The following is a 20,897-nucleotide window of genomic DNA, read 5'->3' on the forward strand; positions in this document are numbered from 1 at the left end:
CTTAATCCTTATTGATGATCCGGGCCAGACTTAGCAGATCGGAACTGATTAACAGGCCGTTTTCAATCGCCTGAGACAGGTTGATCTCGAATTTGCGCTCATCACGGGTACGGTAAATGTTGATAACACCGCCCCGTCGCGCGAACCCTTCGGTATTGCCCACACTCAGAACATACATATGGTTGATATCAGAGAAAAATTCTTCGAGTTTATCGAGCTGGTCGATGCCCACAAACAGAATGTGGCAACCCTGCTCGATGTCGCTCCTATCGGTAGTGCGGATAACATCCAGGGTCCTGTCGCGGACACGGACGCCATTGACTGAGTCCAGGAAACTGCCGAAAGGCACGGCTCCATAAAGACACATGCGCAGTGACGCCTCGGGTCCGTCAAAGGCTCTTTCCGGCCATTCCACGAAGTTGGCGAAGTTATAAAGGAACAGAGCCTTGACCTGGAACTCCTTGACGCCATCCGGATCCTCGATCCGCGCCTGAGCCGGCACGCTGACCAACACCATGATCAGGGCGCCAATAACCAACAGGCGGCCTGCTGCAGCTCTCATGTTCATTGGTGCTCCTCCCCTATCAGAATGAGAAGCTCAGTGATCCATGAATCAGGCTATTGTTTTCCGGCCTGTTCATTGTCGGACTCTTCTGATCGATCGGTATAGCCCAGTTGATATCCGCCTGAAGGCTCTCCCCGTAACTCAGATCCAATCCAGCACCACCACCCCAGAAGCGAGCCTGGCTGTTTCCCGCATTCTCCTGCCAGCCACGCGCAACATCCGTGAAGATCATGGGGCGCACTTGCCAGCCACCGCCCCACCTGAATTCATACAGCTGCTGTTCAAAAGTAGCCCGGAGCGCAGTCTCCGCGTTGAACCGGCCCGGTTCATACCCACGTACCGCGCCTGCGCCGGTGAGGTTGATGCGCTCGGAGGATGGCAGCGGATCGGGGCTGTATTGCCCTTTAAGGATGAACCTGCTGGGATAGAGTGATGCACCCTGCCAGTCGTAACGCAGGGAATAGCCGGTTTTCAGGGTGAAGAAAGCACCATCCAGGTTGGTGTTCTCCGTCTCAACGGTCTGGCCCACGAGCGGAGTCACATCGAAATACTGAACCAGGTGCGGGAGCTGTGTCTGAAAACCCTTGTCAAAACGCAGGAGGGCGGTCACATAGTCCGAGGTCTGTCCCAGCAGGCCAGGGAAACTGTCGCTGTCGACGCGGGCCCGCTTGTAGGCCAATGCAGTGTACCATCGGGTTGGCGCGTCCGTTTCAGGCTCCATGGACCAGTGCCCGGAAACCGTATCCAGCTCACCACTGAGCCCAAGTGCGGCAAACTGTCCATCCACCTCGAACTGACTGCGACTGACACCAAGACCCCACCGCTGGGAGTAAGCCAGGGGCCGTGAATAATCGAAGCTGCCCATCAGGGTCCCTGATTGCTCCGTCGCGGTGGCTGTAACCCGCAGCGTCTCGCCCATGCCCCAGAGGTTGTTTTCCTGATGCTGAACCTGAAGCCGGTGCCGCCCGGTCTCCTCCAGGCCATGGTTGTCCAATACCACGCGGGTCTGACGGGCTTTCTCCTCGGTCACCCGGAGATTGAGGCGGGTTTCCCCCCTTTCACGCCCGGCGGAAAAGACACCGTAAACTTCCAGTCCGGGCAACCGATTGATGCGGTCAATGCCTCTTTCGACCTCCGGAACATAGACCGGAACACTGAACTGGGATTCAAAAGGTTCGATGAGCTGCTCGGCGGTATAGTGGGATGCCCCCAGAACCCGAACCTCCGACAGGTTGCCCACCAGCACCCGCAGTACCACCTCGCCTGCCACTACCTCCTGGGGTGTGACATAGACTTCGACAAATGCCAGTCCCTTATCCCGGTAAGCCCGGGTCAGCGCGTAGGCCAGGTTATGGATCTCGCTGACAGAGAGCAGGGGACCGCGCTGGATGTATTCGTTGACAACCACTTCCTGCAGATAAGGGCGTGTGATGTCCCGTTCCGGAAACAGTAACCGCTTTCCCTTTAAATGAACCCGCCTGACAACGAGCTTACCATCTTCGATAACCCCACGTTCCTCCTCCAGCTCCTCGATCTGCTCTGGCGGAATCAGCTCAAACGTCAGCCCATTCCCTGCTACCGCATCAGTAGCCACCGTACAGACGGTAACCACCAGCAGCAGGAAGAGACCCCGAAAGCAGCATGTAATGGAATCAGACAACAACAATCGCCCGGGCAGTCTTCAAATGGATTCAGGGCAAATCCCACGTAACAACCAAGGAGTATAGACGGTCTCCTACAAACCGATAGCCGAACAGACAACTCATGACTCGATAAACCGGCCATACTGTTTCCATTTAAGGCCACCAGGGCCGCGACTGGCTGATTGCGTTTCTATAACATAGGCTTATTCGGCACGATCTGGCAGCCTTCAGGCCTAGCGGCGTGGTAATCCGGTCGACATTTGGGGAAGCGATGGTCCGTTTTCAGAAGCTGAGTATCAAACACAAGTTGATGTTGGCGGTCATCCTGACTACCAGCCTGGGCCTTCTGGTCTCTGTAGTCGGCATGATCACCTACGATTATTTCAAGCAGCGTGAGATCCTCGCCCAGGAGATGAGCATCCTGACGCGCGTTATCGCTTCACGCAGTGCGGCTGCCCTCAGCTTCAACGACGAACCCCGGGCAAAGGAAAACGTTTCATCCCTGATGCTTCGCCGCTCGGTGACCGCGGGCTGCATATATGATGGTTCTGGCAATGTGTTCGTGAAGGCCAGTGGTGGTTCAGGCGCATCGGATCCATGCCCTGAATCACCTCGCCCATTGGGAGAGCACTTCAACGACGGGTACCTGGATGTGGCGAAGCCTGTTGAACTCAATGACCAACAGATCGGCACGGTACTGGTGCGCACCGATCTTTCGGATCTCAACACCCGGCTGGGCGGGCAGTTGCTGGCGAACATCACAATCATGGTCGTTTCCCTGCTGACCGCCCTGCTGCTGACCCTGCGGCTCCAGCGGGCGATCTACCAGCCCATCGTACAGCTGGGAGAGGTTGCCCACCACATAACCCATGAAGGCAACTACTCCTTCCGCGCGTCCACAAGCAACGAGGATGAGCTGGGCGAAACCGTCACGGCCTTCAATACCATGCTGAACCGCATTGAACAGGACAAGAAAACGCTGACCAACCTGGCTTACTTCGATCCCCTGACCGAGCTTCCCAACCGGAGGCTGTTCAGTGAACACCTGGACAGTGCCCTGAAACAGGCGCAACGGGGCAACCATCGTGTCGGGGTCATGCTGATCGACCTGGATCGCTTCAAGGAAGTCAATGACACCCTCGGCCACGATATCGGCGACCAGTATCTGCAGGACTGTGCCCAGCGTCTTACGGCCGCCATGCCAAGGTCCGGCAAGGCTTACAGGCTCGCCGGTGATGAATTTACCGTGATTATCCGCGAACTCAGGGACCGGGAAGAGGCCGAGGAGGTGGCTGAACGGATCTTTGAAGCGTTCCAGCCCTCCTTCAGCTGGTCCGGGGGCCAGCGGCCTATACTGGCCAGTATCGGCGTTGCACTGTCACAGCCGGGCGACGACAGCAGCAACCTGCTGAAAAAGGCGGACCTGGCGGTATACAGGGCCAAGGGGGCAGGCCGCAATAATTACCAGATTACTGCGGGGGGAGACGCCCATTGATGAGAAGACGCCCGAGATAATGCTTGATGGCGTCTTCCCGCCGACAGTCCTGAACACTCTGATCTTCCGGATTACAGTCCGCCACCAGATCATCGAGACGTGGTACCCGGCCCATGGCCGAGGCTTCCCCGGCCTGGGTTCCGTCCACTTCCTCATCCAGGTCCGCTAGCACATTCTCACCGAGCTGTTCGCGCTCTCTCGGGATATTCACGGGGCGATCCGTGAGAAAAATGCGGCCGCCATTACCGTTAACAGCAATCGCGTTGACCAACCCGTCGTTATTGATCGCCGAGACGTCCAGATTGGCGAGATAGGACGCCGTCAGGTGGACATCACTCCCACTCGCCACGATGTCCCCTGTGTTATTGATCAGTGCGGAAAGCGTTTCCGGTTCCCGGCTCAGGGGGGCCCTTACCTTCACCCCAAGACGCCCTGAACTGCCCAGGGAAACCACCGCTTCGTCACCAACGGTCAGGCCGATATCGCCCCCGGAGCTGCGTATGCCGCCCTGATTGTCCACGGAAGCGGCAATCACTTGGAGACCGCCCTGACCGGTCCGGATATCGCCCCGGTTAACCACACCACCACGCCTACTCGCCGACAGCGTGAAAGCGTCATCCCTGAAATCCTCCAGCGACACGGTCATGTCCGACAGCAACAGCCCCCCGGTATCAACCATTCCGGTATTGCCGACAACCACTCCGGCCGGGTTGAGAAGGAAAACCTGCCCATTCGCAACCAGATCACCCATAATCTGACTGACACTGCCGGAAAAGTCGCGATTCATGACCACGGACATGGCCTCCGGCTGGGAGAACTCAACGCGCTCCCCATCGGCGATACTGAAGCTGTCCCAGTCCACGGCCAGTTTGTCCGAAGACTGGGTAATCTGCGTATTGCCACCCTGGGAGTCGATGGATCCCCTACCCAGGACCACGTCACCGCCCTCAGGCGCTGCTACTGCCCCGCCCCCTGCCATCAATAGAGCGAAAGCGTAAGAGATGTGGCGCAAAAATGTGAAACGCATCACGCAAATTCCCTGATTATACAATCTTTACAATTCACAGGCGGTGTTGAATACCAAGATAGCCTACATTCCATGACAGTGTGTTAATTCACGACTACATGGCTGTGCCCTGCCGCTAGATAAGGAAGTTCATGACTCTCAGCCCCCGCGATAAGCTCCTCAGCATCTCGTCCACACGCAAAGCATCCCGAACCATCGCGGCCCTGGTCGTATTCCTGCTGATGAGTGCCTGTGGTGGGGGCGACGATTCAGGAACCACACAGACCGCCTCCGAGCATCAGAGCCAATCCTCGGAAACGGACGGCGAATCCGCCACGGAAACGGATACCCAGGATGAAGTCTCGGCCCGTAAACAGCAAGACCCGGAAACGCCCCACCCTCCAGCAGTTCAGGGTGTTATGACGGACAGCGGCATGGTGCCATCGGGCGTTATCAAGGACGGCACCATCGGGTTCACGGGCCAGGCTACGGCAGGGCATTCCGTGGAACTGTATATGAATGACCTGTTTATCGGCTCCGCCCTTACCAGTGGCGATGGCGAATGGACCTTTGATTACCAGAGCGTCCCTATTGAAACCGGACAGCATCAGGTAACGCTCGCTTCCGTGGGATCGGATGGGCTACGCATGGAATCCGAATCCGAGTTTGAATTCACTTACCTCCCCGCCGCCGTCGAGGCGCCGGAAATCCTGGCCATCTCTCCGGATACCGGGGCAAGCGCAGATGACGGCATTACCCGTTCCGGCGAACTCACGGTGAGCGGTACAGCCACGCCTACGGTGCCCGTGGAGGTCTTCATCAACGACAGCCGCATCGGGACGGTCGAGGCCGATGACAACGGTAACTGGGCGTTGGACTATTCCGACAATGCGCTGGGGGATGGCATCTATGATTTCCATGCCAAGACCCTCCTGGAGGACGATAGCAGTGCCACCTCCGTGATCTACCCGGTCATCGTGGATTCGAGCATCGCATCACCCACCATGCAGTTGGTGAACGACACGGGCACCCAACCGGATGACGGTACCACCAATGACCCCAGCGTTACCCTGAGCGGTAACACAGAGCCCGACACGACGATCGACATCTACCGCGACGGAACCCTTGAAGGAACAGTCACTGCTGATGCGAACGGGGACTGGGTCTTCGATGGCGGCGGGCGCACCCTGCCCGAAGGCAACTACAGCTATACCGCCGGGGTAACGGATCTGGCCGGTAACACAGCCGAGTCGGACGCCCCCCTCAACGTGACCGTGGACACGACGCCACCTTCTGTTTCAACCAACCTTGAGCTTTCGCCGGATACAGGCACCGACGGCGACTGGCTCACTAATTCAGGCGAACTGACGTTCTCTGGCGAAACGGAAGCCAACGCCCAGGTGGAACTTTTCATTGACGGAAACTCCATCGGAACCACGCTGGCCGACGGTTCCGGCCAGTGGCAGCAGGACCATAGCAACACCCCGTTGGGCGAGGGCACCTATCAACTGACTCACGAGGTCATGGATCCAGCGGGCAACCCGTCCGGCCTGTCCGGTGGGCAGAGCTTTACGATTGATCAACAGGCTCCAGCGGAACCGGTGGTTTCCGGTATCGAGATGGATACCGGCCTCAGCGCCAGTGACCGGATTACCGCCGACAACACCCTCGAATTTACCGGCACCAGTGACGCCAACGTCGCCATAGAGGTTTTCATGGACGGCAGCTCCATTGGCACCACCACTGCCGATGGCAGCGGTATCTGGCGTTTCGATTACACCGGCACCGACCTGAGGGACGGCGACTACAATATTACAGCCCAGGCCGAGGATGACGCCGGCAACACGTCCAGCGTCTCCCCCGGGTTGACGATCATCGTCGACACCACCACTCCGGAGCCCACCGTCACCGGCATCACCGATGACACCGGCACTGTCGGCAACGACGGCATCACCAACGACACAACCCTGATATTCGACGGCACCAGTGAGGCCAATGCCAGCGTCGAGGTCTTCATCGATGGCACCTCCATCGGCACCACCACCGCCAATGGCAGCGGCAACTGGAGCTTCGATCACACCGGCACCCCCCTGGCTGACGGCGACTACACCGTCACGGCACAAGCCACCGACACCGCTGGCAACACCTCCAGCGTTTCCGCCGCTCAGACGGTCACCATCGACACCACCATCGCTGATCCAACCGTCGACAGCATCACCGAAGACACCGCCACGGACGGGGACCAGATCACCAGCGACGACACTCTGATCTTCAACGGCACCAGTGAAGCGAACGCCAGCGTCGAGCTCTTCATCGATGGCACTTCCATCGGCACCACCACCGCCGATGGCAGCGGCAACTGGAGCTTCGATCACACCGGCACCGCCCTGCCGGACGGCGACCACACCGTCACAGCTCAGGCAACAGATAACGCCGGCAACACCTCCAGCGTCTCCGCCGGCCTTGTGATCACCGTCGACACTGCCATCGCCGCCCCCACTGTCACCGGCATCACCGATGACACCGGCTCCGATGGCAACGACGGCATCACCAGCGACAACACCCTGACCTTCAACGGCACCAGCAAAGCCGATGCCAGCGTCGAGGTCTTCATCGATGGCACCTCCATCGGCACCACCACCGCCGATGGCAGCGGCAACTGGTCCTTCAGCCACACCAGCCTGAGTGACGGCGACTACACCGTTACGGCAGAAGCCACCGACACCGCCGGCAACACATCCGATCCCTCCGGGGATTTCAACCTGACCGTGGACACCTCGACTCCGGCAGCGCCGGCCGTGACCGGCATCACCGACGATACCGGCTCCGACGGCAACGACGGCATCACCAGCGATGACACCCTGACCTTCAATGGCACCAGCGAGGCCAACATCAGCATCGAGGTCTTCATCGATGGCACCCCCATCGGCACGACCACTGCCGACGGCAGCGGCAACTGGTCCCTGGACCACACCAGCACCACCCTGGCTGACGCAAACTACACCGTCACGGCACAGGCCATTGACACGGCAGGCAATACCTCTGCCCTTTCCGGTGATTTCAACCTGACCGTGGACACGTCGACACCGGTAACCCCGGCTGTCACCGGCATCACCGAGGACAGGGGCCCCGACGGCAGCGATGGCATCACCAGTGACAACACCCTGGTCTTCACGGGGACCAGCGAGGCCGATACCAGCATCGAGGTCTTCCTCGGTGGCAGTACCATCGGCACAACTACCGCTGACAGCAGTGGTAACTGGAGCCTCGACCATACAGGCACCAACCTGGCCGAAGGGGATCACACCGTTACCGCGGAAGCCACCAACACCGCCGGCAACAGCTCGGGGGTATCGGGCGGTTTCACGATAACCGTGGATACCACCGCCCCGTCCGCGGACAGCCTGGTGCCCGCCAACGGGGCAACCGGCGTCACCCTGGGCCAGAACCTGGTGTTCAATGCCAGTGAAACGGTCCATGTGGAATCGGGCGACGTGATCATCCGGGAGCTCGCCGATGACTCGGTGTTTGAAAGCATTCCTGTCGGCGATGCCCGGGTTACCGGCGATGGGACAACCACACTGACGGTTGACCCGGCTTCCGACCTGGTCGGCGGCACCCAGTATTATGTCGAGATCAGCACAAATGCATTCCAGGACCTGGCAGGTAACGGATTTGCCGGCTACCCCGACAACAGCCACTGGTCGTTCACCACCGAGGATTTTGTGTTGACCGGCACCACACCGGCGGATGAAGACACTGGTGTGGCGCTGGATACCCCCCTGACCTTTGTTTTCAATGAGCCGGGTTTCACGGATGCCGGGAACATTGAGGTTCGCAGGGGCAGCGATGACAGCCTGTTTGAGACCATCGATGTGGCGACGGCGAGTCTTACCGGGGACGGAACCAACACCCTTGAAGCCTCCCTGGCCGATACACTGGAGCCCAACACCTCCTATTACATCGAAACGGACGCCGGTGCCTTTGTAAATGCCAATGGCGCGGCTTTCGGGGGCATCACAGGTTCAACCGAACTCAACTTCTCGACCGCGGACGTGCCAACACCAACGGTCACCAATGTAACCTCCTCTGCCACCGATGGCACATACCGGGGCGGAGACACCATACCGCTCCAGGTTACTTTCAGCGAGACAGTCAATGTGACCGGGACACCGCGCCTGCAGGTCGATCTCGATGGAACGGACAAGAACGTCTCCTACACCAGTGGCTCCGGCACTGACACCCTTCAGTTTGACTACGACGTGAGAACCGGCGACAGCACTCCAGAGCTCGCCTATACCTCCACTTCCGCCCTTGAACGCAACGGGGGCAGTATCCGCAGCGTCAACCAGGCCAACGCGGACCTGACCCTGCCCGGACCCGGAAACGCCGGCTCCCTCAGTGATAACAAGAACCTGGAGATTATCGCGGCCGACCTCGATATGAGCAACTTCACTGAAGACGATGGCTTCAGGGTTCAGGGCTACGAGGCAGATGACTACTTTGGCCGCTCCCTGGGCAGCGGCGGGGATATCAACGGCGACGGTTACGAGGATTTCGTAGTTGGTGTCAGCGGGAGTGACATGGATGCCACAGATGCCGGGGCAGCCTACGTGATCTTTGGCAGACCCGGTGCGACCCGGGCGGATCTCCTTGCGGACGGACTGGCCGGTGAGGATGGGTTCCTGATTAGGGGAGCCGCCGGTGGCGATCATCTGGGTATGCCGGTGGACCTCTCCGGGGACCTGAATGGCGATGGCTACGATGACGCCGTCGTCATAGCTTCCAGTAGCGATGATTCCGTGTCCAATGGCGGGATGGTCTACGTGATCTGGGGCCAGTCCGGGTCCACCAGGGCCGATGTGGATGTCTCCGCCCTGGCGGCGTCGGATGGTTTCCGGATATTGCCCCATGAATCCGGCGATTTGCTTGGCAATGCCATGAATATTGATCCCCAGAATGCCCAGTTCCTTGATACGGACGGCGACTTCAATGGCGATGGCATTGATGATCTGGTTATCGGGCACTCCGGTAGCGACAACGATGGCACCAATAGCGGTCAGGCCTACGTCATCTTCGGTCAGACCGGTTCCACACGTAGTGATGTCGACCTGTCGGCTATTGGTGGTAATGGTTTTAGGGTTACCACGGGTGGTACCGGTGGTGATTACATGGGGCACAGTGTCCAGTTCATGGGCGACTTTAATGGCGATGGTTTAAACGACCTGACCATTGGCGCTCCCCGCTCCGGAGGTACGGGAGAGGTCTATGTGGTCTTTGGGCACGAGGGACCGACTTACAGTGATGTGAACCTGGCGGCCATGTCGGATACCGAAGGATTCGCTGTTACAACGACCGAATCGACAAGCTGGCTTGGTGGATCAGTCGGCTCCTCGGATATCAATGGTGACGGGCTCACTGACCTGTTGATTGGGAATGTGGCGGCCGATGAATCGGCGGGTGACAGCGGCTCCGCGGTTGCGGTGTACGGACATGCTGCCGCGAACTACCCGGATCTCAGCGTTGACAGCATTCCCACTGGAAGCGGCTTCACGATTGCCGGAGAAGGCGTCTCCAACTTTGCCTCCCATGCCGTAGAGGGTGCTGGCGATGTAAACGGTGACGGTATTGACGACATTCTGATCTCCACCTGGGTCGACGATGAAGGCGGCACCGACGCCGGCGCCGCCTGGCTGATCTACGGCAGGACCGGCACCTCCCGCTCGGATATCCAGCTCAACACCCTGACCTCTTCAGATGGTTTCAAGATCATCGGCGCCCAGGCGACGGATTATTTCGGAAGAACCAATGCTGCCGGCGACCTGAATGGTGATGGTTTCCAGGACATGATCGTGTCTTCTCCCCTCGGCGACCAGAATGGCACGAACACGGGAGAGACCAACGTTATCTGGGGCAAGGATTTCCTGTCCGTGGTGGACACGGACCTCAACGGCACCTCCGGTGCGGATACGCTGGTAGGGACCAGTAACGGTGAAACCCTGACTGGCGGCGGCGGCGCAGACCGTATCACCGCGGGCGCGGGCGACGACATTATCCAGGTCGCGAACCTGGACTTCCTGCGCGTTGACGGCAGTCGCGGAACGGATGTTCTGGAACTGACCGGCTCGTCACTGTCACTCGACCTGCGCACACTTGCCTATGACATGACTCGGGGGCTGGAGGTGATTGACCTGGGCGGCCTGGGCAACAGCCTTACCGTCTCGAAATCATCCCTCCTGGCTCTGTCCGACGAAGTCCGCACGCTCTATGTCCGGGGCGATGGAAGCGACTGGGTGGTCACCGACAGCGGAGAAAGCTGGACAGCCAACGGCACAGTGACCCGGGACACTATTACCTACAACCGCTATGACCTGGATGAGGTCTCGCTGTTTGTCGAGCAAAGCCTGTCCCAGCCAGAGGCCCCGGCCGCACCCTCCGTGGACGATTTCAGTGAAGATACCGGCACGACAGGGGATGGTCTCACCAGCGACACGGGCCTGATGTTCTCGGGAACCACCGGCGCCTACTTCGATGTGGAAGTATTCCAGGACGACGCTTCCGTTGGCACCACCACGGCGGATGGCGCGGGCAATTGGACGTTTGACCATTCCGGCACAACCCTGGCGGACGGCTCTTACAACTTCACCGCCCAGGCGACCAATCTGGGAGGTTATACCTCTGCCGTTTCGACAGCCCTGAGCGTCACCGTCGATGCGAGCATTGCCACTCCGAGCGTGACTGGCATTACCACGGATACCGGCGTAAGCGGGGACGGGATCACCAGTGATCCAACCCTGGTCATTCATGGTACCAGTGACCCGGAAGACGCCGTGGAGGTATTCCTGGAGGGCAGCTCCATCGGCACCACCACCGCCGACGGCAGCGGTAACTGGAGCTTCGATTACACCGGCACCACCCTGGGTGACGGCAACTACACCATCACGGCCCAGGCGACGGATGACGCCGGTAACACGTCCAACGAATCCCCAGCCTTTGCGGTCACCGTCGATACCGGCATCGCCGATCCGGCCGTCACCGGCATCACCAGTGACACCGGTGCCAGTGCCAATGATGGCATCACCAACGACAATACTCTGATCTTCGAGGGGACCAGCGAAGCAAGTACCAGCGTCGACATCCTCCTCGATGGCAGCACCATCGGCACCACCACCGCCGATGACAGCGGTAACTGGAGCTTCGATTACACCGGCACCACCCTGGGCGACGGCAACTACACCATCACGGCCCAGGCGACGGATGACGCCGGTAACACGTCCAACGAATCCGCAGCCTTTACAGTCACCGTTGACACCAGCATCGCTGATCCGACCGTCACCAGCATCACTGAGGACACCGGCACTGACGGGGACCAGATCACCGGTGATACCACCCTGTTCTTCGATGGCACCAGCGAGGCCAACGCCAGTGTCGAGGTCTTCATCGACAGCACTTCCATCGGAACCACCACCGCCGGCGGCAGCGGTAACTGGAGCTTTAATCACACCGGTACCAACCTGGCAGAGGGCGACTACACCATCACGGCCCGGGCCACGGACGATGCCGGCAACACCTCGAACCTTTCCTCCGCCCTGGCGATTACCATCGATGCGACAGCGCCCACGGTCTCCAGCCTGACGCCGGCCAACGACGCCACGGACATTGCATTAGGCTCGAATCTGGAGATGGTATTCAGCGAGGACGTTATCGCCCAGAGCGGTGATATCACCATCCTGCGTTCGGCGGATGACTCGGTATTCGAAGAGTTTCCGGTCACGGACGGCAATGTGAGCGGCAGCGGGACAGACACCATCACGATCACCCCGTCGTCCGACCTGGAGATCGGCACCGGGTATTACGTCAACTTGGACAACGGCGCCCTGGCAGACGCTGTCGGCAATGCCTATAGCGGCATCAACAACTCCACCGCCTGGAGTTTCTCTACCGAGACCCCCCTCCTTCTGGACAACGCCACCCCCACGGATGACGCAACGGGCGTGATGCTAAACACTGACCTGAGCCTGACCTTCAACCTGAATGTTGTTGCTGAAACGGGTGACATCCGGCTCTACAGGTCGAGTGACGATAGTCTTTTTGAAACCGTTGCCGCCACTTCCGGTCAGGTCTCGGGGAAGGGAACCGACACGATAACCGTCAGTTTCAGCGATACTCTTGAGCCTGACACGGACTATTACGTGGAAATCGACGGTAATGCCTTCTCCGATGGTAATGGCGAGTTCTACGAGGGCATCTCCGATCCAACCTCCCTGAACTTCCGTACCACCAATGCCTCCACACCGGAGGTGACTGATGTCAGTTCGTCCACCGCTGATGGCACCTATGCTTCTGGTGACGAGATCGCAATCACTGTCACCTTCAGTGAAGCCGTCAATGTCACCGGTTTCCCCCAGGTCCAGATTGGCCTGGATGACCGGAGCAAGACCATCAACTACACCGCCGGAAGCGGCACCGACACCCTCACCTTCGCCTATGAAGTAACGCCCGGCGACACCCGCAACGACCTGGGTTATGTGGACACCGATTCCCTCAGACGCAACGGCGGTGCCATCCGCAGCACGGACTTCGCCAACGCCGACCTAAACCTGCCAGCACCGGGAGCAGCCGGCTCACTCAGTGATAACAAGAGCCTCGTAGTGGATGCCCCATATCTGGATATTACGGGGCTGAGCCTCGCTAATGGGTTCTTCGTGCGGGGTTGGGACAGTAACGCAGAGTTCGGCCAATCCATCAGCGGGGGCGCCGATATCAACGGTGACGGATATGAGGACTTCATCGTCGGCCTGACCGACGACGATCAGTTCGATACCGATGCCGGCGCTGCTTACGTGATATTTGGAAAACCCGGCGAAACCCGTTCTGATATCGAGTTACAGACAGTCCAGAGCACGGTCGAGAGCTCCAACGGCTTCGCGATCTTCGGGGAAGACAGCAATAACCGCCTCGGTTCAGCGTCCACACTCACTGGCGACCTTAATGGAGACGGCTATGACGACATCGTCGTCGCTGCGGGCCAGAATGACAGCGGGGCGACGCACTCCGGCACCGTCTATGTGATCTGGGGTCAGTCAGGCGCCACCCGGTCTGATATCAACGTATCAAACATCGACAGCAACGATGGCTTCCGCATCACCGGCTATGAACACAACAATCATCTGGGTGACTCCGAAGAAACGGATCTCGAAAACGACCAGCCGTTCAACTTCCTGGATGCTAGCGGCGATTTCAATGGCGACGGCATCAATGACCTGCTGATCGGCCATTCCCTGAGCGACCACAGTGGCACCGAAAGCGGTGTGGTTTACCTGGTTTTCGGGCAAAGCGGCGACACCCGTCTTGACGTAGACCTGGGCAATCTCGGGTCAGACGGCTTCAAGCTAACCAACAACACAGATCATAACTTTCTCGGCAACAGCGTTCAGTTCATTGGCGATTATAATGCTGACGGCTACAACGACATTTTCCTTGGCGAAGTGGGCTCCGACACCGAAGTATCACACGCGGGGCGTGCCTACGTGGTCTTCGGCCATGGCGGCTCCACCTTCAACGACGTGGATGTAACCGGTCTTGACGGAAACGACGGGTTCGCCATTACCACGAGTGTTTCCGACAGTCGCTTGGGCTCCAGGGTTCACGGCGGTGATGTAAACGGGGATGGCCGTACCGATCTGGTCGTCGGCCAGTCATGGGCCAGCCCCAACGGACGCACCGAGGCGGGCCGGACCGCCGTGATTTACGGAGCCGGAAGTGCCCCCTACCCGGACATCGATGTGGACAGCCTGTCCAGCCCACAGGGGTTTGTTATCCAGGGCGAAACGGCGGGTGACTTCTTTGGCCATAATGCCTGTGTCGGGGACATGGACGCTGACGGCATCGACGACCTGCTGGTCACCGGCTGGGAAGATGCCCAGGGGGGTACTACGGCTGGTGCCGCCTGGGTCATTTACGGGGAAGAAGGGACTTCCCGGACCATGATCGATCTGGCCTCGCTCAGTGGCGCGGAAGGATTCAAGATTATTGGCGACAAGGACCACGACGAATTCGGAAAAAACTGCGCCCTGGCCGATATCAACGGAAATGGCTACCAGGACCTGATCCTGACCTCCGAGGAAGGCGAAGATAACGGCACGGATACAGGCGAAGTCAACGTCATCTGGGGGCGCGATTTCCAGGCGAAGAGCTATGGAGGGCTGACCGGTAACAACGCCGTTAACCATATTGTGGGGACGGATGGCGATGACAATATCGCCACCCTCGAGGGTGCCGATACAGTCGCATCGGGTGCTGGCGCGGATGCAATCTCTATCTCCGACCTCAACTTCAGACGGATCGACGCGGGCCGGCAAACTGATGCTCTGGTACTGGACATGAGTTCCACTACCCTGAATCTGACCAACTTTGGCTATCACCAGTTCCGGGACGTGGAAGTGATCGACCTTTCGAACAAAGGGAACACCCTGGCAGTGACCGCCAGGGAGGTACTCGCCATTACCCGTGAAAGTTCCGAGCTCTTCGTATGGGGTGGTGCCAATGACACGGTAACCGACGCAGACAGCGGCGGCTGGACGAATAACGGCTCCACAACCATCGGTGGCGTGAACTATATCGAGTACACCCGCGATGGGGCCACCCTGTTCGTGGAGGATACAATCACTAACGGCGGACTGTGACCCTGGAACCGATTGACTACAACGGCACACCAACCCTGAGCTTCCGCCAGGCGGATGAGATGAACGGCTTCACCAAGGGCACCACCTTCCGGCTGTTCAAGCATTCGGGGGATGCCCTGCAGGAGGGGCGGGACTTTTTCTACTTTCCCGCTTCGGAATACGGGGAATGGATCGAGACGCTCCGGGCCGCCGGCAAAGTCTACCGGACTTCCCGGCACCTGGTGCTGCTGACCCGCGAGGGGTACGAGCGCCTGCAGAGCCTCTAGCCAGCCGCGTTCCGGGCGTTACGGCGCTCGTTCAACTGCCACGCAAGCCACACCACCACCAGCAGGACGCCGATCGGCAGCGCGAAGGCCAGGTGCACCTGGACGGTACCCAGGATCAGGCCCAGGCAGCCCCCCAGGAGCTGGATCACGGTCAGGTTGCCCCCGGTGTTATCCAGGACCATCTTCTCCAGCTCGTCCGTGTCCAGCCGGCGCACCTGCTGCTCCACCACGTTGGTCACATCCAGGCGCTTGACCGCCAGCTCGATCCCCTGGCTGACCCAGGCACGCCCCTTGTCGGACTGGAGCAGTTGCAGACCCTGCTTCTTGAACCACTGCAGGGCGCTCATCAGGGATTGCTCAATGCGCTCCCAGTTGGATTCGTCGTTCAGGTACTGGTCGGTCTGGCGGATCAGGACCGGCAGGATGCGGTCGCGCGTCGTAGTCCCCACCGCCTCGATCCAGTCGCCCACGCGCGCCTGGATCAGTGACTGCACCTCGGGCTTTTCCATTTCCTGCTGGATCCCGTCCACTACGGCATCCAGCATCTCCATGAAATCGTCAGTCACATCCGGATCCCGGATGAAACGATCCAGTACCTGACTGATGGCGTCCTGATCGAAGGAGAAGATGTTCTTGATGCCAAGCCCCAGCGACCCCATGCGGCGCTTCTGCCTGAGGTAATCCTCCAGCGCGTTATTGAGCCACTCCGAGATCCGGGGAATTTCCTGCTGCAGCCAGTGGCGTGTCTTGTCCGCCAGCCATTCCCGGTTTTCCTTGGACTGCAGGAAGCTGTGCAGGGTTGATCGGATCTGCGCCCACCACTGGTCGATGTTCTCAGGGTCGCGGGCCAGGTCCTTGAGGGCGGCTTCCACGAAGTCCAGTGAACGGGTCAGCGCCTCCGGGCCACGCTCGCGCATCAGGTCCACCACCACTTCCGTGATGCGCTTGCGCACGTCGGGGTCCTGAAGGTGGTCATCGATCCACCCGGCCATCGTCTCGGTACCGGTCTCAATCAACTGCCGCTCGCGGATGTAGTCCAGGATGATTTCCGGCGAAAGCAGCTGCTCCTGGACGCTCTCGGCCAGGCTGCGCGCGATCTGGTCCTTGTTCTTGGGCACCAGCCCCTGCCAGCCCAGAACCTGCCCCTGCTTGGGCTGGAACAGCATCTTGATGGCGAGGAAGTTGGTGAAGTACCCGACCAGGCCCGCAACCGTGATCACGAAGCCGGCACGCACCCAGATGTTGCCGCCCCCAAACCAATAATCGAGAAGACCGAATATCAATGCCGCGGCCAGTAACCCGCTCCGAAAACTGCGATCCCACTTGGTGAGGTCCACATCCATAGCGATTCCCCTCATTTACTGCAGGAGCAGGGTACACCTGCGTACGAATACCTGAGGATACAGACCAGCCCGGCACTTTGCATGACCCTGGCGATTTGAACTCACCAGGCTCCCCGGTCATCATTCAGCCATGACAGCCATCCGCAGCAATACCCTGTGAAAAACCCGCGAACACTCAACCGCCTGCTGTTACTGGTGATACTGGGTATCACGCTGACGGGCCTGTGGCTCCTGCTCCGGGAGCTCGGCATGCCCGGAAATCTTTCCACTGGCGGAATGGCAGCGTGGCTGAACGCCCAGGGTGCCGCCGGGCCCCTGCTGCTGATGCTCGTTATGGTCATGGCCGTGGTCATCGGCCCCATACCGACTCTGCCAGTCAGTGCAGCCGCCGGTATGGCCTTCGGTGTGGTGGGTGGCACGCTGGTGGCCTCGGCAGGCGCCCTGGCCGGCGCCCTGACTTCATTTGGCATCAGCCGTTTTATCGCGCGCGATCTGGTGCGCCGCAAACTGGGCGAAAACCCGCTTTTCCAGGAACAGGCACCCCAGAAAGTGCTTTTCTGGGGCGTTTTCATAACCCGGCTGGTACCACTGTTCTCGTTCGCACTGGTGAGCTATGCAGCGGGGCTGACGGTGATCAGCACCTGGCGCTACGCCCTCGCCACCTATCTGGGCATGCTCCCGATGACGGTCGTCTTCGTCACCCTGGGCCAGAGCTTTCAGGTTCACCCGGTGGCCGCCGCCATTGCGAGCGCCATCCTGCTGGTGGTCATGTTCATCGCCCCGTACTACCTGCAGCGGTTTCACGGGGAAAGGCTGAAGCGGTTCTTCAAATAGGCTCAAGGCTCGACAAAGGAAGTCGTGCGATATCTCGCGCTGGTGGCGCACCGAACAGGCGCCGGTATTCACGGCTGAACTGAGAGGGACTCTCATAGCCCACCGAGTACCCAGCGGTGGCGGCGTTCATCTCCCCGCCTAACATGAGCCTCCTTGCTTCTTGCAGACGGAGATGTTTCTGGTACTGAAGCGGACTCAATCCTGTCACCGCTCTGAAGTGGTGGTACAGCGCAGACGTACTCATGCGCGCTTCCGATGCCAGTGCCTCAACGCTAAGTGGCTCCCGGTAGTTCTCCCGGATACAGCCGATTGAACGCTTGATGTCATGAAGCCTGCTTTCCGTGGTCGCCAGCTGGCTGAGGCGCTGGGATTGCCCACCACGCAGCAATCGATAGAGAATTTCCCGCTCCACAAGTGGAGCCAGAACGGGCACATCTTCCGGAGAATCAAGCAACCGAAGCAACCGGGCACAGGCGTCGAGCAAATCCGGCTCCACCGTGCTGACCGCCAAGGCCGACCCGGTGATGCCGTGGTTGGGTTCTTCAACGTCAGTCTCGAGCATTAATTCCGCAAGGGTAGCGGCATCCAGATGCATCAGCATAGCAAGGAAGGGGTGATCCCGGCTGGCTTCCAGAACCTGCCCCACTACCGGCACATCAGCGGATACGAGGAGATAATTCTCAACATCATAAGTGCATAGGTGCTCACCGGCGATGACCCGCTTACGCCCCTGGACCACAATGCAGACCGATGGCTCGTAAACCCCGTGCAGCGCTTCCAACATCCGGGAGAAACGATACAGCGAAAGACGCGGAATGGCTGTTGTACACACACCCTCCACGTTCGTGTGTCGTTCAACCAAATCTTTCACTTCGGCTATACCGGCCATGCGGTTTCCTCCAGAACAGATCCCAGGCACCAGTTTTCCGTTTCAGGCACTCAATGTACAGAGGATTCTGGAGAATCAGGCAATCACCCAAGAGATTTAAGATAACGTCCAGCCCGCCCTTCCCAGCATCCTTGTCTCGCAATATCAGGAAACCGGACAGAACGAGGTGAACCATGAGCAGAATGCCGCCGGAACGAATGGACAAAGCCCGGGCGCAACTCAAACAGATTGCCCCGAAGGATCACGAGAAGGTCATGAACCTGGCCAGTATCGTGAAACCGTTGCGCAGCGTCTTGCACAAGACCCCGGACGACCATGGCATGACCGATTGGGAGGACATCTACTTCCAGTCGGACGACGGAACGCCGCTTGAGGGCTGGTACATCCCCGCCAAAGGCGGCGAGACCAATCAGCTCATCATCTTCAACCACGCCCTGCCAATGTCCCGTGCCGGCTTTCCGGGTCACCTGGGTGAACCCTGGAGCAACTTCGATGCCGTCGAGATTGATTTCGTGTTGCAGATGAAGCATCTCACGGATGCCGGCTACAACGTTCTGGCCTACGACCTGCGGAACCACGGCACCAGCAGCGCCGCCAATGGTGGGATCTGCGGCATCGGTCGCTACGAGTGGCGCGACTGCGTGGGCGTTAAGAAGTACGTGGATAACCACCCGAGGCTGAGCCAGATGAAGGTGGGTCTGTACAGTCAGTGCACGGGTGGCAACGCGCAATACGAGGCCATCTACCGGCGGCCGGAGCTTTTCGGAGACGTCCGATGCATGGCCAGCCCTATGGTTGTCTCCATGGAAGCGATCTTCTCAGCCTTCTCCGAGCTGATGGGCGTGAGCGAGTACCAGGAACTGATCGACCTGGAACTGCTGAAAATGGGTGCATTCACCACGGCCGAGATGACACCCCGTCACTTCGCACCGGCGGTAACCATGCCCGTGTTCATGCACCAGGTTCTGGACGATGCCTGGACCCGGAATCCCGAAGACGCGCAGAGGATCTTTGATCGTCTCGGCAGCGAGGACAAGAGGCTGTACTGGATCGAGAACACGACCAAGCGATTCCAGGACGGTTACAACCACTTTGGGAAACACCCTGAACAGATCCTCGACTTCTTCAACAAGCACATGGCCTGAGCCAGCGTGCGAGCAAAATAGATACGGGAGAACAAAATGACGAAAACAGATATGAAAATCGTGCTGATCACTGGTGCCAGTTCAGGAATTGGTAAAGCACTGAGTTACCAGTTTGCTTCCAATGGCCACAACCTTGTCATCTCCGCCAGACGACAGAGTGAACTGGATAAGATGAAGCAGGATATCGAATCCCGTTATTCGGTTCAGGTTATCGTAAAACCCTTTGATCTGGCAGCCGAAAACGCCGCTGACCGTCTTTACGACGAGCTGGAAGCGTTTGACATTGAAGCAATGATCAACAATGCCGGTTTCGGGGACTTTGCAAAGCCTTGGGAAACGGATTTGGTCAAAGCTCAGACGATGGTGGACCTGAACGTTAAGGCCCTGACCACTCTATCCTTACGTTACGCCAGGGACTACTCAGACACCAACGCGACACTGCTCAATGTTGCATCAATCGGAGGGTACACTCAGTTTGATGTTGCGGTTACTTACTGTGCGACCAAATTCTACGTCGCTTCATTTACGGAAGGGATCGCGCAGAGCCTGCAGGATCAAGGCAAGCAAATGCGAGCCAAGGTCCTGGCGCCAGGCCCGACCGAAAGCGAGTTTATAGCGCATTCTTCCGAGCAGGGAGCTATTGACGGCGAGGGCCTATTCCCAGATAGCGCCTTCATAACCGCCGATCAACTAGCTCAATACGCCTCTCAGCTGTTTGAAAGTGACAAGGTGGTAGGCCTTGTAAACGCCGAAAATCAATTGGAACTGAAAGATCCCATCTTTCCCTACAGACAGGTTCCCCATTAAACCATCAGGGCCACTCTCTCGAGTGGCCGCTACCGTTTCAGGTGCCATTCTGCTGGTAGCCATGTTCCTCGCCCCGTACTACCTGCAACCATTCCATGGGGACAGACTGAAGCGGCTTTTCAGGTAGCCTTCGGCCAGTCATTACTTCTGTCATCACGCCTGCGCCACATTTGATGCATCCTTTTTACATCCATCAAATAACATGTATTATATGTACTG

11 protein-coding genes are annotated in these 20,897 nt (G+C 58.9%); 6 read left to right on the top strand and 5 right to left on the bottom strand.

Annotation, left to right across the window (positions count from 1 at the left end; genetic code table 11):
• Position 1: 1 nt before the first annotated feature.
• Positions 2 to 568 carry a YfiR family protein gene (locus CK501_RS08345; protein ID WP_198949442.1) on the bottom strand — a complete coding sequence of 189 codons (567 nt, stop codon included), beginning with the start codon at positions 566 to 568 and terminating at the stop codon, positions 2 to 4.
• Between the two features lie 16 nt (positions 569 to 584).
• Positions 585 to 2,225: a ShlB/FhaC/HecB family hemolysin secretion/activation protein gene (locus tag CK501_RS08350; protein WP_158223078.1), complete on the bottom strand. Its 1,641-nt coding sequence runs from the start codon at positions 2,223 to 2,225 to the stop codon at positions 585 to 587.
• A gap of 347 nt (positions 2,226 to 2,572) precedes the next feature.
• On the opposite strand from CK501_RS08350, the gene CK501_RS08355 reads away from it, so the two are divergent.
• Positions 2,573 to 3,703, top strand: coding sequence for a diguanylate cyclase domain-containing protein (locus CK501_RS08355; RefSeq protein WP_158223079.1), 1,131 nt, complete (start codon positions 2,573 to 2,575; stop codon positions 3,701 to 3,703).
• Here the strand turns inward: CK501_RS08355 and CK501_RS08360 are convergent.
• Positions 3,678 to 4,730: a two-partner secretion domain-containing protein gene (locus CK501_RS08360; protein ID WP_095617290.1), complete on the bottom strand. Its 1,053-nt coding sequence runs from the start codon at positions 4,728 to 4,730 to the stop codon at positions 3,678 to 3,680. The two genes, CK501_RS08355 and CK501_RS08360, sit on opposite strands and share 26 nt — an antisense overlap.
• Positions 4,731 to 4,861: 131 nt before the next feature.
• Between CK501_RS08360 and CK501_RS08365 the strand changes: the two genes are divergently transcribed.
• Both CK501_RS08365 and CK501_RS08370 read left to right on the top strand, forming a co-directional pair.
• Positions 4,862 to 15,394 carry an Ig-like domain-containing protein gene (locus tag CK501_RS08365; protein WP_095617291.1) on the top strand — a complete coding sequence of 3,511 codons (10,533 nt, stop codon included), beginning with the start codon at positions 4,862 to 4,864 and terminating at the stop codon, positions 15,392 to 15,394.
• On the top strand, positions 15,391 to 15,660 hold the full coding sequence (locus CK501_RS08370; protein ID WP_095617292.1) for a hypothetical protein: 270 nt from the start codon (positions 15,391 to 15,393) through the stop codon (positions 15,658 to 15,660). Before CK501_RS08365 ends, CK501_RS08370 begins: the two co-directional genes overlap by 4 nt.
• Here the strand turns inward: CK501_RS08370 and CK501_RS08375 are convergent.
• Complete coding sequence (locus tag CK501_RS08375) at positions 15,657 to 17,003, bottom strand: DUF445 family protein (RefSeq protein ID WP_158223080.1); 1,347 nt, start codon at positions 17,001 to 17,003, stop codon at positions 15,657 to 15,659. The two genes, CK501_RS08370 and CK501_RS08375, sit on opposite strands and share 4 nt — an antisense overlap.
• 156 nt (positions 17,004 to 17,159) lie before the next feature.
• Between CK501_RS08375 and CK501_RS08380 the strand changes: the two genes are divergently transcribed.
• Positions 17,160 to 17,837: a TVP38/TMEM64 family protein gene (locus CK501_RS08380; RefSeq protein WP_095617294.1), complete on the top strand. Its 678-nt coding sequence runs from the start codon at positions 17,160 to 17,162 to the stop codon at positions 17,835 to 17,837.
• Here the strand turns inward: CK501_RS08380 and CK501_RS08385 are convergent.
• A complete protein-coding gene (locus tag CK501_RS08385; protein ID WP_095617295.1) occupies positions 17,830 to 18,726 on the bottom strand; it encodes an AraC family transcriptional regulator in 897 nt (298 codons plus the stop codon). The genes CK501_RS08380 and CK501_RS08385 overlap by 8 nt on opposite strands.
• Before the next feature lie 173 nt (positions 18,727 to 18,899).
• On the opposite strand from CK501_RS08385, the gene CK501_RS08390 reads away from it, so the two are divergent.
• Together CK501_RS08390 and CK501_RS08395 are read left to right on the top strand one after the other, a co-directional pair.
• Positions 18,900 to 19,871 carry an alpha/beta hydrolase family protein gene (locus tag CK501_RS08390; protein ID WP_233128874.1) on the top strand — a complete coding sequence of 324 codons (972 nt, stop codon included), beginning with the start codon at positions 18,900 to 18,902 and terminating at the stop codon, positions 19,869 to 19,871.
• Positions 19,872 to 19,907: 36 nt separating this feature from the next.
• Positions 19,908 to 20,678 carry an SDR family NAD(P)-dependent oxidoreductase gene (locus CK501_RS08395; RefSeq protein WP_198949443.1) on the top strand — a complete coding sequence of 257 codons (771 nt, stop codon included), beginning with the start codon at positions 19,908 to 19,910 and terminating at the stop codon, positions 20,676 to 20,678.
• Positions 20,679 to 20,897 lie beyond the last annotated feature (219 nt).

It is taken from the genome of Halovibrio salipaludis (assembly GCF_002286965.1).
Lineage (GTDB): Bacteria > Pseudomonadota > Gammaproteobacteria > Pseudomonadales > Oleiphilaceae > Halospina > Halospina salipaludis.

Coding starts and splice junctions, on each gene's coding strand:
- CK501_RS08345 (WP_198949442.1), bottom strand. CDS start 568: ATGAACATGAGAGCTGCAGCAGGCCGCCTGTTGGTTATTGGCGCCCTG.
- CK501_RS08360 (WP_095617290.1), bottom strand. CDS start 4,730: ATGCGTTTCACATTTTTGCGCCACATCTCTTACGCTTTCGCTCTATTG.
- CK501_RS08395 (WP_198949443.1), top strand. CDS start 19,908: ATGACGAAAACAGATATGAAAATCGTGCTGATCACTGGTGCCAGTTCA.
- CK501_RS08390 (WP_233128874.1), top strand. CDS start 18,900: ATGAGCAGAATGCCGCCGGAACGAATGGACAAAGCCCGGGCGCAACTC.
- CK501_RS08365 (WP_095617291.1), top strand. CDS start 4,862: ATGACTCTCAGCCCCCGCGATAAGCTCCTCAGCATCTCGTCCACACGC.
- CK501_RS08355 (WP_158223079.1), top strand. CDS start 2,573: ATGATCACCTACGATTATTTCAAGCAGCGTGAGATCCTCGCCCAGGAG.
- CK501_RS08375 (WP_158223080.1), bottom strand. CDS start 17,003: ATGGATGTGGACCTCACCAAGTGGGATCGCAGTTTTCGGAGCGGGTTA.
- CK501_RS08385 (WP_095617295.1), bottom strand. CDS start 18,726: ATGGCCGGTATAGCCGAAGTGAAAGATTTGGTTGAACGACACACGAAC.